This is a genomic window from Vibrio sp. 661 (assembly GCF_033339315.1).
In the GTDB taxonomy this organism is placed as follows: domain Bacteria; phylum Pseudomonadota; class Gammaproteobacteria; order Enterobacterales; family Vibrionaceae; genus Vibrio; species Vibrio alginolyticus.
In genome coordinates this window covers 20,369-34,009 of record NZ_JAWOUJ010000011.1, presented here as the reverse complement: position 1 = coordinate 34,009, position 13,641 = coordinate 20,369, and the positions used below count along the sequence as shown (strand labels likewise).

At 45.0% G+C, this 13,641-nt stretch carries 10 protein-coding genes; 5 read left to right on the top strand and 5 right to left on the bottom strand.

Going from position 1 to position 13,641, the window contains the following annotated elements; all coding sequences use genetic code 11:
- The first annotated feature begins 186 nt into the window (after positions 1-186).
- Positions 187-801: a transcriptional regulator OpaR gene (gene opaR / locus R7P69_RS17320; protein WP_005379994.1), complete on the top strand. Its 615-nt coding sequence runs from the start codon at positions 187-189 to the stop codon at positions 799-801.
- Between the two features lie 145 nt (positions 802-946).
- On the opposite strand, the gene lpdA is transcribed toward opaR, so the two are convergent.
- From lpdA to ampD, 5 genes are all read right to left on the bottom strand, one after another.
- Entirely contained in the window at positions 947-2,374 is a 1,428-nt protein-coding gene (gene lpdA, locus R7P69_RS17315) for a dihydrolipoyl dehydrogenase (RefSeq protein ID WP_005379993.1), read from the bottom strand.
- Positions 2,375-2,641: 267 nt separating this feature from the next.
- Positions 2,642-4,534, bottom strand: a complete 1,893-nt coding sequence (aceF, locus tag R7P69_RS17310; RefSeq protein WP_005396678.1) for a pyruvate dehydrogenase complex dihydrolipoyllysine-residue acetyltransferase — start codon at positions 4,532-4,534, stop codon at positions 2,642-2,644.
- A 19-nt stretch (positions 4,535-4,553) separates the two neighbouring features.
- Entirely contained in the window at positions 4,554-7,217 is a 2,664-nt protein-coding gene (gene aceE / locus R7P69_RS17305; protein WP_005386612.1) for a pyruvate dehydrogenase (acetyl-transferring), homodimeric type, read from the bottom strand.
- 48 nt (positions 7,218-7,265) lie between these two features.
- On the bottom strand, positions 7,266-8,033 hold the full coding sequence (pdhR, locus tag R7P69_RS17300) for a pyruvate dehydrogenase complex transcriptional repressor PdhR (protein ID WP_005379989.1): 768 nt from the start codon (positions 8,031-8,033) through the stop codon (positions 7,266-7,268).
- Between the two features lie 405 nt (positions 8,034-8,438).
- On the bottom strand, positions 8,439-8,990 hold the full coding sequence (gene ampD, locus R7P69_RS17295) for a 1,6-anhydro-N-acetylmuramyl-L-alanine amidase AmpD (RefSeq protein ID WP_005386614.1): 552 nt from the start codon (positions 8,988-8,990) through the stop codon (positions 8,439-8,441).
- Positions 8,991-9,082: 92 nt separating this feature from the next.
- Between ampD and nadC the strand changes: the two genes are divergently transcribed.
- From nadC to R7P69_RS17275, 4 genes are all read left to right on the top strand, one after another.
- Positions 9,083-9,970 carry a carboxylating nicotinate-nucleotide diphosphorylase gene (gene nadC / locus R7P69_RS17290; RefSeq protein ID WP_238952113.1) on the top strand — a complete coding sequence of 296 codons (888 nt, stop codon included), beginning with the start codon at positions 9,083-9,085 and terminating at the stop codon, positions 9,968-9,970.
- Between the two features lie 262 nt (positions 9,971-10,232).
- Positions 10,233-10,667, top strand: a complete 435-nt coding sequence (locus R7P69_RS17285; protein WP_029803401.1) for a type IV pilin protein — start codon at positions 10,233-10,235, stop codon at positions 10,665-10,667.
- Positions 10,667-12,352: a type IV-A pilus assembly ATPase PilB gene (gene pilB, locus R7P69_RS17280; RefSeq protein WP_115386281.1), complete on the top strand. Its 1,686-nt coding sequence runs from the start codon at positions 10,667-10,669 to the stop codon at positions 12,350-12,352. The genes R7P69_RS17285 and pilB overlap by 1 nt, the downstream gene beginning before the upstream one ends.
- 23 nt (positions 12,353-12,375) lie before the next feature.
- On the top strand, positions 12,376-13,599 hold the full coding sequence (locus R7P69_RS17275; RefSeq protein WP_025768183.1) for a type II secretion system F family protein: 1,224 nt from the start codon (positions 12,376-12,378) through the stop codon (positions 13,597-13,599).
- Positions 13,600-13,641: the final 42 nt, after the last annotated feature.

The following is a 13,641-nucleotide window of genomic DNA, read 5'->3' as shown; positions in this document are numbered from 1 at the left end:
GTCTTAGTTTTATAAAGTTCATAGCTAAATTTATCAATAATAATGACATTACTGTATATAAATTGTTCTACAGATGTTGACCTTGTGCATATGCACCATTACACTCATCACTGCTTTAAGCAACTATTAAAATAATCAATTAGGGGGTTACCCCCAATATCAACTCAAATGGCAAGGAAAATGGATATGGACTCAATTGCAAAGAGACCTAGAACTAGGCTTTCTCCAATTAAGCGTAAGCAACAGTTAATGGAAATCGCATTGGAAGTATTTGCGCGCCGCGGCATCGGTCGTGGTGGTCACGCAGATATCGCAGAAATTGCTCAAGTTTCTGTGGCGACTGTTTTTAACTACTTCCCTACACGCGAAGACTTGGTGGATGAAGTTCTCAATCACGTCGTACGTCAGTTCTCAAACTTCCTATCGGATAACATAGACCTAGACTTACATGCACGTGAAAACATCGCCAATATTACTAATGCGATGATCGAGCTTGTCAGCCAAGATTGTCACTGGCTAAAAGTATGGTTCGAGTGGAGTGCTTCAACACGTGACGAAGTATGGCCATTGTTTGTTTCAACTAACCGCACTAACCAGCTGCTAGTACAAAACATGTTCATTAAAGCAATTGAACGCGGTGAGGTGTGTGACCAGCACGATTCAGAACACTTGGCAAACCTGTTCCACGGTATTTGTTACTCACTGTTTGTCCAAGCGAACCGCGCTAAAGGTGAAGCGGAGCTGAAACACCTAGTGAATTCATACTTAGATATGCTTTGCATTTACAACCGTGAACACTAAAGCTTAACTCGTGATATATGTCAGCCCACCGTTTGGTGGGCTTTTTATTGTCTGCTGTCAGCTAAGCACACATTTATATTTCTATATAACAAGCATAAAAAAACCGCTGCAATGCAGCGGCTTCTATCATTCAGTCAGAAAAAGCTTACTTCTTCTTAACTGCTTTTTTGTTTGGCAGGTCAGTGATTGAACCTTCAAATACTTCAGCAGCTAGACCTACAGACTCGTGTAGAGTTGGGTGAGCGTGGATAGTCAGAGCGATATCTTCTGCATCACAGCCCATCTCAATTGCAAGGCCGATTTCACCAAGTAGTTCACCACCGTTAGTACCAACGATAGCACCACCGATTACGCGGTGAGTTTCTTTGTCGAAGATTAGCTTAGTCATACCGTCTGCACAGTCAGATGCGATTGCACGACCTGATGCTGCCCATGGGAATGTTGCTACTTCGTACTTGATGCCTTCTTCTTTCGCTTCTTTTTCAGTCTTACCAACCCAAGCTACTTCTGGCTCAGTGTACGCAATTGAAGGGATAACTTTAGGGTCGAAGTAGTGCTTCTTACCAGAGATAACTTCAGCAGCTACGTGACCTTCATGCACACCTTTGTGAGCAAGCATTGGTTGACCAACGATATCACCGATCGCGAAGATGTGAGGAACGTTAGTACGCATTTGCTTATCAACGTTGATGAAGCCACGCTCGTCAATTTCTAGACCCGCTTTTTCACCGTCGATTAGCTTACCATTTGGTACACGACCGATAGCAACTAGAACCGCATCGTAACGCTCAGCTTCAGCTGGCGCTTTCTTGCCTTCCATTGAAACGTAGATACCGTCTTCTTTTGCTTCAACTGCTGTTACTTTCGTTTCTAGCATTAGCTTGAACTTGTCTTTGATACGCTTAGTAAATACTTTCACGATATCTTTGTCTGCTGCAGGAATTACCTGGTCAAACATTTCAACAACTTCAACTTTAGAACCTAGAGAGTGGTAAACCGTACCCATTTCTAGACCGATGATACCACCGCCCATGATAAGCAGTTTTTCTGGCACTTCTTTTAGTTCAAGAGCGTCAGTAGAGTCCCAAATACGTGGGTCTTCATGCGGGATAAATGGCAGTTTGATTGGACGAGAACCAGCCGCAACGATTGCGTTGTCAAAGTTAACAACTGTTGGCTCACCTTCGCCTTCTACAAGGATAGAGTTAGGGCCAGTGAACTTACCGTAACCGTTAACTACTGTTACGTTACGCATCTTAGCCATACCGCTTAGGCCGCCAGTTAGTTGGTTAACAACTTTTTCTTTCCAGATGCGGATTTTGCTGATGTCTGTTTGAGGCTCACCGAACACAACGCCGTGGTCAGCCATCGCTTTCGCTTCTTCAATTACTTTAGAAACGTGAAGCAGTGCTTTAGATGGGATACAACCCACGTTCAGACATACACCGCCAAGCGTGCTGTAACGTTCAACTAGTACAGTTTCAAGACCTAAGTCCGCACAACGGAATGCAGCGGAGTAACCAGCAGGACCAGAACCAAGTACAACAACTTGGGCTTTAATTTCTTTGCTCATTTTGACCTCTTGTAGTCATTATCCCTAACAGGCTGAGTGGGTATCGATTTTTTATGTTTAAGAGAGATTTGTTTTAAACAGTTATTTTCAGACCGCTAACAGTTTACAGAGATGTTAATGGTGTGAAAAGTAAATCAATTTAGCCTGTGAGCTAGACAACAATTCGATTGTGAAAACCCTGAACGAAGCAAGGCTGATAACCAAATTGTCGGTAATTATGATTAGCAGAGGCGGCTAAGTTGCCGCCTCTCATTCATCTAATTTCTATTACAGAACTAGACGACGAATGTCAGATAGACATGAGTTTAGGTAAGTGATGAAGCGCGCACCTTCAGCACCATCGATCACACGGTGGTCGTATGATAGAGACAGTGGAAGTTGTAGACGCGGTTCGAACTCTTTACCGTTCCATACCGGTTTCATTTCTGACTTAGACACACCTAGGATACCAACTTCTGGCGCGTTTACGATTGGAGTAAACGCCGTACCGCCGATACCGCCTAGGCTAGAGATAGTGAAACAGCCACCTTGCATGTCAGCCGCTGTTAGCTTGCCTGCACGTGCTTTCTTAGAAACCGCCATTAGCTCTTCAGATAGCTCGTAGATGCCTTTCTTGTTCACGTCTTTAAATACAGGAACAACTAGACCGTTTGGTGTATCTACCGCGATACCAACATTCACGTATTTCTTCAGAATTAGGCTCTCACCGTCTTCTGATAGAGAAGAGTTGAACGCTGGGAACGCTTCAAGCGCTTTAGCTACCGCTTTCATGATGAACACAAGTGGTGTGATCTTCATGCCAGTGTCTTTCTTCGCTTCAATCGCGTTTTGCTCTTTACGGAATGCTTCAAGAGCCGTGATGTCTGCGTTATCCCACTGTGTAACGTGCGGGATCATTACCCAGTTACGGTGTAGGTTTGCGCCAGAGATCTTCTTGATGCGAGATAGCGGTTGAACTTCTGTCTCACCAAACTTGCTGAAGTCCACTTTTGGCCATGGTAGTAGACCAAGAGCCGCGCCGTCGCCTTTGCCAGATGCTGCTGCACCTGCGCCAGACTCAAGACGCTTAAGTGCATCTTTCACGTAAGCTTGAACGTCTTCTTTTAGGATACGGCTCTTACGACCAGAACCTTTAACCTTAGAAAGATTAACGCCAAATTCACGCGCTAGACGACGAACAACTGGAGACGCGTGAGCGTACTCATCGTTTTCTTTGAAATCGCCAGTCGCTGCTGGAGCTGCTGCCGCTGGAGCTTCTGCTTTAGGAGCCGGAGCTGCAGGTGCTGCCGCTTGAGCTGGAGCTGCTGCAGGAGCAGGTGCTGCACCCGCCACTTCGAATACCATGATTAGTGAGCCAGTAGACACTTTGTCGCCAGCTGCAATCTTGATTTCTTTAACTGTGCCAGCGAATGGTGCAGGAACTTCCATAGAAGCTTTGTCACCTTCAACAGTGATTAGAGATTGCTCTTCTTCCACTGTGTCGCCAACCGCAACCATGATCTCAGTAACTTCAACTTCGTCGCCGCCGATATCTGGAACGTTCACTTCTTTTGCCGCAGACGCTGCTGGAGCTGCTGCCGCAGGAGCTTCAGCAGCCGCTGGTGCTGCTGGAGCGCCTGAACCTGCTGTTTCGAACACCATGATAAGTGAGCCAGTCGATACTTTATCGCCTGCTGCAACTTTGATCTCTTTTAGAGTACCTGCGAATGGCGCTGGAACTTCCATAGAAGCTTTGTCGCCTTCAACAGTTAGAAGAGATTGCTCTTCTTCGATGCTGTCGCCAACGGCAACCATGATTTCAGTAACTTCTACTTCATCACCACCGATGTCTGGTACGTGAACTTCTTTTAGTTCTGCCGCTGCTGCTGGAGCTGGAGCTGCTGCTGGAGCTGCTTCTGCCGCAGGAGCAGGTGCAGCGTCAGCTGCACCCTCGGCTTCGAAAATCATGATTAGAGAACCAGTAGAAACCTTGTCGCCTTCTGCAACTTTGATTTCTTTAACGATACCCGCTTGAGAAGCAGGAACTTCCATAGAAGCTTTATCGCCTTCAACTGTGATCAGAGACTGCTCTTCTTCAACCTTGTCGCCAACGCTTACAAGAATCTCAGTAACTTCAACCTCATCCGCACCGATGTCTGGTACATTAATTTCGATTGCCATTTCTTATCTACCTTCTTAATTAAGCGTATAGCGGGTTTGTTTTCTCTGTGTCGATGTCGAATTTCTTAATTGCTTCTGCAACTACAGATTTCTCAACTTCGCCACGTTTCGCTAGTTCAGTTAGCGCTGCTACTACTACGTAACCTGCGTTCACTTCGAAGTGACGACGTAGGTTTTCACGGCTGTCTGAACGACCGAAGCCATCAGTACCAAGAACTTTGAAAGACTCAGCAGGAATGTATGCACGAACCTGCTCTGCGTAGTTCTTCATGTAGTCAGTTGCTGCGATAGCAGGTTCAGTACCCATTACTGTTTGGATGTAAGGTACTTTCGCTTCCGCTTCTGGGTGAAGCATGTTGAAACGCTCTGCATCTTGGCCATCGCGAGTTAGTTCGTTGAATGACGTTACAGAGTAAACATCAGAAGCAACACCGTAATCTTCGCTTAGGATTTGAGCTGCTTTACGTACTTCATTCATGATAGTACCAGAGCTCATTAGCTGAACTTTCGCTTTGTCGCCCGTGTAAGTTTCTAGCTTGTAGATACCTTTACGGATGCCTTCTTCAGCGCCTTCTGGCATTGCTGGCATTGCGTAGTTTTCGTTCATTAGCGTTAGGTAGTAGAACACGTTTTCTTGTTCTGGACCGTACATGCGACGGATACCGTCTTGCATGATTACTGCTACTTCGTACGCGAATGTTGGGTCGTAAGAAATACAGTTAGGAACCGTACCCGCCAAAATGTGCGAGTGGCCGTCTTCGTGCTGTAGACCTTCACCGTTCAACGTTGTACGACCCGCAGTTGCACCTAGTAGGAAACCACGTGCTTGTTGGTCACCAGCCATCCACGCCATGTCGCCAACACGTTGGAAGCCGAACATTGAGTAGTAGATGTAGAACGGGATCATTGGTAGGTCGTTTGTCGAGTATGAAGTCGCAGCAGCAACCCATGAAGACATAGCACCTAGCTCGTTGATACCTTCTTGTAGAACCTGACCTGAAGTCGCTTCTTTGTAGTAAGAAACAACGCCACGGTCTTCTGGTGTGTAAGTTTGGCCGTGCGGGTTGTAGATACCGATTTGACGGAACAGACCTTCCATACCGAATGTACGTGCTTCGTCAGCAATGATAGGAACGATGTTCTTACCAATGTTCTTGTTCTTAAGTAGAACGTTTAGCGCACGTACGAATGCCATAGTAGAAGAGATATCACGCTTCTGTTCTTCTAGTAGTGGCTTGAATTCTTCTAGCTCAGGAACGATGAATTCTTGAGTGAATTTTGGTAGACGCTGTGGCGTGTAGCCGTGTAGCGCTTTACGACGAGCGTGTAGGTATTCGTACTCTTTTGAACCTTCTTCAAGTTTCAGGTACGGAAGTTCTTTCACTGCTTCGTCAGTTAGGATGTCTTGAAGACCTAGACGATCACGTAGGTGTAGTACGTGAGTCATGTCCATCTTCTTAACTTGGTGCGCGATGTTCTTACCTTCAGCCGCTTCACCCATGCCGTAACCTTTAACAGTCTTAGCTAGGATTACTGTTGGACGACCTTTAGTTTCTGCCGCGTTTTTGTATGCCGCGTATAGCTTAGAAGACTCGTGACCACCACGCTTAAGTGCGAAGATTTCGTCATCAGTCATGTCAGCAACAAGTGCAGCTGTCTCTGGGTACTTACCAAAGAAGTGCTCACGTACGTACGCGCCATCTTTTGATTTGAATGTTTGGTAGTCGCCGTCGATCGTTTCATTCATAAGCTGTAGAAGCTTACCAGTCGTATCTTTAGCTAGTAGTGAATCCCAGTTGTTACCCCAGATTACCTTCACTACGTTCCAACCAGCACCTTTGAACAGACCTTCAAGTTCTTGAATGATCTTACCGTTACCCATTACAGGGCCATCTAGACGCTGTAGGTTACAGTTGATTAGGAAACATAGGTTGTCTAGTTTCTCACGCGCAGCGAAAGAGATAGCACCACGTGATTCTGGCTCATCCATCTCACCGTCACCTAGGAACGCGTAAACGCGCTGCTCTGAAGTATCTTTAAGACCACGGCCTTCTAGGTACTTAAGGAAACGAGCTTGGTAGATAGAAGCGATTGGACCTAGGCCCATCGATACTGTCGGGAACTGCCAGAATTCAGGCATCAGTTTAGGGTGCGGGTATGAAGGAATACCTTTTCCGTCTACTTCTTGACGGAAGTTGTCTAGCTGCTCTTCAGTTAGACGACCTTCAACGAATGCACGTGAGTAGATACCTGGTGAAATGTGACCTTGGTAGTAAACTAGGTCGCCACCATCCTTCTCGTTTGGTGCACGGAAGAAGTGGTTGAAACATGTCTCGTAGAACGCAGCAGAAGACTGGAAAGACGCCATGTGGCCGCCTAGCTCTAGGTCTTTCTTAGATGCACGTAGAACGATCATGATAGCGTTCCAACGAATAATTGAGCGAATACGACGCTCAAGTGTTGTGTCACCTGGGTATGCTGGTTCTTGGTCTGCAGGAATCGTGTTGATGTAGTTAGTTGTGATACCTGTTGGCATATCAACACCGTCTAGACGTGCTTTATCTAGAACTTGCTCTAATAGGAATTGAGCACGCTCTAGACCTTCTTCACGTACAACTGACTCAAGCGCTTGTAGCCATTCTTGAGTTTCCAGTGCATCTACGTCATGCTTCATATCAGACATGGCGATCTATCCTTCTGTTGGTTGGATCTACTTATTTAAGTAACGCTCTTACGAGTCATTACCCTGCTGAATTCGACGTAGAGAACGCTCTCGTCGAGACTCTTCTCGAGTCAAATCCAACAATGTTTCTTCGATGTAAGCCAAGTGCGAGTGGGACATTTCTCGCGCCTTTTCAGGCTGACCAGAAACAATCGCATCCACGATATTGGCTCGGTGTTTACTGACTTTCTCGACCGCTTCTGGGCGGCGACGTAGTAATTTAAAATTTTGTAGAATATTTTGCTCAAGCAAAGGTGCTAAGCTTCGAACAATGTGCAACAAAACCACGTTGTGCGCGGCTTCTGTCAAAGCGATCAAAAATTGCATCACTTCCGCAGATTCAGCTTCGATATCGTTGTTTGCTTGCTCTTGGCTAATGCGCTCAAGGCAACCTTGAATACGCGCAAAATCTTCTTCGGTACCACGTAAAGCTGCAAAGTAGGCTGAAATTCCTTCCATCGCATGACGAGACTCAAGCACATCAAGCTGGGTTTCAGAATGACTAGACAACAAATTCAACAAGGGATCTGAAAAGCTCTTCCAGATATTCTCACTTACGAATGTTCCGCCACCTTGGCGACGAGTCAACAAACGCTTCGCTTCCAAGCGTTGAATGGCTTCTCGGACTGAAGGACGAGACACATCGAACTGTTTTGCCAGTTCACGCTCTGGAGGCAGTTGTTGCCCCGGAGACAATGTTCCTTCCACTATCAACCTTTCTAACTCTTGTTCTATAACATCAGAGAGTTTTGGCTGACGAATCCTTTGATAAGCCATAATTTATTGTTCTTCTACTCTTGCAGGTAATTGGTAATACCAATTTTAAGTTGGTGCAGAAATTAACATAATTAAAACGCCACTGTCCAGCCGAAAATTGACCTAAATCATAGAACGAGCTTACTTCCAACACTCTGATAACAATCGACTGTTAAAACAGCAATAGAATTGGTATGACCAATTACATAAAGCATACAAATGGGAAGTCGACGTGCTAGCAGTTTTGGAAAAGAAATACAGAAAATGACAAAATTATCAGTCTATTTATTCACCAAAACGGCATGTGCGAGCGTAAAAATGTAGTTAACTTTTAACAATCATTAATATTTCTGGTATCAAAAAAAGGCATACCTGATCGTATGCCTTATTTATTTCGCTTTTTTGAATTTACACTTTCGCTACAAATCAACGCTGTATAAGCAGTCTATATTTCACCCAATCAAAGCTTAGACCAGGATCGCTTTTTCTCAAGGGCGCAATATATTGATGACCGGTAATTCGTGGCGGGGTGATTTGAGGATAAGACTGCATAATCACCTCAGTGATCTCTGCAAGTGATTGATATTGCGCTTCTGTGTAGGCAGTAAATTCTGTCCCTTCAAGCTCGATACCAATGGAATAGTCATTACAACGCTCCCTGCCCGCGAAACTGGATTGACCGGCATGCCATGCTCTATCGAGAAAAGAAACAAATTGAACAACCTCGCCGTTTCTCTTAATCAAGCAATGTGCAGAAACGCCCATTTTGTGAATAACTTCAAAAAATGGATGTTCATTTGGGTCTAGCTTGCCAGTGAAGAAGTCCTCTATATATGGTCCACCAAACTGCCCAGGAGGCAAACTGATATTGTGTACCACCAGCAGAGAGATGTCGTTTACATCAGAGCGGGCATCAAAAAATGGTGACGGAACATGCTTTGCTTGTGTCAGCCAGCCATTCTCGATAATTGGGCGCATATCAACCTCTCTACTTTGCAAATTAACTGCTGAAATTATTGACACCGGAGAGTATCATTCGTTGCCATCTCCCTTTCAAGACAAGATTTGCGATGAAGAACACACACAACATTCAAGAACGCCTAGAATACCTTAAACAACAACTCCCTTTAGAGATCACTAGCTCTGTCGCTGATACCTTAAAAGAAGATCTAGGTGGCAGTGTCGACGCAGATAACGACATTACTGCATCTTTGATCCCTGACGATGCGGTTAATACCGCAACGATTATTACTCGTGAGCATGGTGTGTTCTGTGGTCAAGCATGGGCTGATGAAGTTTTTAAACAGCTCGGTGGCAAGGTCAGCATTGAATGGCACGTAAAGGACGGCGATAAAGTCGAACCTAACCAAACCCTTTGCACGCTGACAGGCCCTGCTCGTGACCTGTTGACTGGTGAGCGTAACGCAATGAATTTCATCCAAACGCTGTCTGGCTGCGCAACAGTTACCGCAGAGTACGCTGAAAAAATCGCGCATACTGAGTGCCGTCTACTAGACACACGCAAAACCATTCCAGGTCTGCGTAGCGCACTAAAATACGCCGTGACCTGCGGTGGTGGCTTTAACCATCGCATCGGTGTGTTCGACGCTTACCTTATTAAAGAAAATCACATTATTGCTTGTGGTGGCATCACTCAAGCCATCCAAAAAGCGAAAGAGCTTAACCCAGGCAAACCGGTAGAAGTAGAAACGGAAAGCTTAGAAGAGTTGAAACAAGCGATAGAGGCTGGTGCCGACATCATCATGCTCGATAACTTCACAAAAGAAATGATGCGTGAAGCCGTAGCGATTAACGCAGGTCGTGCCGCTTTAGAGAACTCCGGCAACATTACGCTAGAGACCATCGCAGAATACGCAGAAACCGGTGTCGATTACATTTCGGTAGGCGCGTTGACTAAGCATCTAAAAGCGATGGATCTTTCGATGCGCTTCAAATAATAAAAGCAACACAATCTAAATTACTTCAACTAACTCAGTGAGTTGTGAGTAATTCATCATTAAAAAGGGCCAATAGGCCCTTTCTTTTTATCCACTAAAAAATAGTACTACTCGCAAAACTCTGCATGCGATATGCAACTTTTCACCAAAGAGTTTTATCTCACTCGAGAGCCGATCCCTTCCCCATTTTCAACCCACCTTAACTCTCCATAATCTTTCGCCAATGCAAGGGCATTATTTATTTCATTAAGAAGGAAAGAAAATGAAACACAGTAAACAGAAAAAACAGCAAGGCTTTACGTTAATTGAATTGATGATTGTGGTAGCAATTATTGGTGTGTTATCAGCAGTCGCAATCCCTGCATATAAAGACTATGTCGCAAAGTCAGCTGTAACCTCTGCTGTGGGTACTTTAAAGTCATTACTTACTAATGCTGATTTATATACTCAGAACAACACCACAGCTACTTCCGACTTAGGAGACATCGGTGGGAACGCTACTATGAACGCCCTTGGCAATATTACCGCATCAATTGAAGGTGCTGGAGCAGCCTCAAACGCAAAATCTACACTCAAATTTGTATTTAATACTGGCAATGCTGCAGCAGGTGACATCGAATATGCTAGGACACCAAACACACCCTGGGGCTGTACAAATAATACTAACCCAAAAGTATCTATTGATAGCTGCCCATAATGCAAACCAACCTCTCCACGATTCTTCGTCAAAAAGGACTATTGGCTTTTTCCCAAGAAGAATCGTTGCTTGAGCAAGTCAAAGCTTCTGGCATTTCGATGCCGGAAGCTTTGCTCAGTTCAGGGTTATTTACATCACGCGAACTCACTGAACATTTAAATTCTATTTTTGGATTAAATCAGCCCGAGTTATCTCAGTACGAGTACGCCTCGCTTTGTCAGCAACTTGGCCTTAGGGAATTAATCACACGGCATAACGCACTCCCACTCCAGCGTACACCTTCAACGTTATTATTAGCCGTTGCCGACCCCACGAACCAACAAGCAGAAGACGATTTCCGCTTTGCCACTGGTTTACAGATTGAATTGGTGTTGGCGGATTTTCGTCAACTCAGCGCGGCAATTCGACGCTTATATGGTCGTTCATTGAGTCATGAGAAGTCCGGGTTAAAAGAGATCAACCAAGAAGAGTTAGCCAATCTGGTTGATGTGGGCGCAGATGAAATCGACAACATTGAAGACTTGAGCCAAGATGAGTCTCCTGTTAGCCGTTACATCAACCAAATTCTGTTGGACGCTGTGCGCAAAGGCGCATCCGATATCCACTTTGAGCCTTATGAAAAGATGTACCGTGTGCGCCTACGCTGTGATGGCATCTTAATTGAAACACAGCAGCCACCAAGCCACTTAAGTCGCCGCTTATCCGCTCGTATCAAAATCCTCTCTAAACTTGATATTGCAGAGCGACGTTTACCACAAGATGGGCGTATTAAGCTCAAGTTGAATCAAGACACCGCAATTGATATGCGTGTATCCACGCTACCGACTCTATTCGGAGAGAAAATTGTACTACGACTGCTCGACAGCAGCTCTGCGTCATTGGATATCGACAAGCTTGGTTATAGCGAACAACAAAAACAATTGTACTTGGATGCGCTGCGTCGCCCACAAGGCATGATTCTGATGACAGGCCCAACCGGGAGCGGAAAAACCGTTTCTCTGTACACTGGGCTGAGTATCCTCAATAAGCCAGAAATCAACATTTCCACGGCAGAAGACCCAGTAGAAATTAACTTATCGGGCATTAACCAAGTTCAAGTTCAGCCTAAGATTGGTTTTGGTTTTGCCGAAGCCCTGCGCTCTTTCTTACGTCAAGACCCGGATGTGGTAATGGTCGGTGAGATTCGTGACTTAGACACCGCCGAAATCGCTATAAAAGCATCGCAAACCGGTCACTTAGTACTTTCAACCTTACATACCAATTCTGCGGCTGAAACGGTTATTCGTTTATCAAACATGGGCGTAGAAAGCTTTAACTTGGCCTCATCTCTTAATTTGATTATTGCCCAGCGCTTGGCCCGTAAACTGTGCTCGCACTGTAAACAATCACAAGAGCTTACCGTTCAGCTACAACATCTTGGAATTCAAGCAAGCGACAACATTTTTAAAGCCAATCCCGATGGATGTAATGAGTGTACCCATGGTTATTCCGGCCGAACGGGAATTTATGAAGTGATGCGCTTTGATGAATTTCTTTCCGAAGCGCTTATTAAAGGCGCCTCAGTACATGAACTAGAAAAACTCGCCATCGCAAATGGTATGAGCACGTTACAGATGTCGGGCATAGAAAAACTCAAACAAGGGATCACAAGTTTTAGTGAACTACAGCGCGTACTTTATTTTTAATCCTTTAATCAGCAGTCACCTCTATGAAAAGCACTACACCACAACTTAAAAACTTCCGCTGGAAAGGCATCAACAGTTCTGGCAAAAAGACGTCTGGACAAACCCTCGCGATGACAGAAATTGAAGTACGCGAGCGTCTAGACGCACAGCACATCAAGATCAAGAAGTTAAAGAAAAGCAGTATCTCGTTTCTCACTAAACTCAGCCATCGCGTGAAAGGCATAGACATCACGGTGTTTACCCGTCAGATTTCGACGATGTTGATAACCGGTGTACCCTTAGTTCAGGCTTTAAAATTGGTCTCAGAGAATCATAAAAAAGCAGAGATGAAATCCATTTTGATGAGCGTGACACGCGCCGTTGAAGCGGGGACGCCCATGTCAAAAGCCATGCGCACTGCAAGTGAACACTTTGACCCACTCTATACCGATCTTATCGCCACAGGTGAGCAATCCGGTAACTTAGCAGAAGTGTTCGAGCGCTTAGCCACCTACCGAGAAAAAAATGAACAACTCCGTGCGAAAGTGATCAAAGCACTGATTTACCCAGCGATGGTAGTGCTAGTAGCGTTAGGCGTGTCGTTTATCATGCTCACCAAAGTCATTCCCGAGTTTGAAAAAATGTTTGTTGGTTTTGGTGCTGACTTACCGTGGTTTACCAGGCAAGTATTAGATCTTTCCGCCTGGACACAAAACTGGAGTCCGTTTATCGCACTAGGCTCCATTAGTTTATTCATTTCGGCGAGAATCCTCTCTAAGCGTTCAGATTCTTTTCGCTTAATGCTCAACCGCTCTGTGCTTAAATTTCCTGTCCTGGGCCCTGTATTATCAAAAGCCGCTATCGCCAAATTTAGTCGAACACTCGCCACAAGCTTTACAGCGGGCATTCCAATTCTAACCAGTTTAAAAACCACATCAAAAACATCAGGAAACTTGCACTATCAACTCGCCATAGAAGAAGTTTACCGTGATACCGCCGCAGGTATGCCAATGTATGTAGCCATGCGCAACTGTAATGTGTTCCCTGAATTGGTGTTACAAATGGTTATGATCGGTGAAGAGTCTGGTCGACTTGACGATATGCTCAATAAAGTTGCAACAATCTACGAGTTTGAAGTCGACAACACCGTCGACAACCTTAGTAAAATTCTAGAGCCACTAATTATCGTTTTTTTAGGTATCGTTGTTGGCGGATTAGTGACAGCAATGTACTTGCCAATCTTTAACTTAATGAGTGTATTGGGCTAGAATGAGCTGTTAACTCCTTTAAAACAGCATCTTGCTGATTTC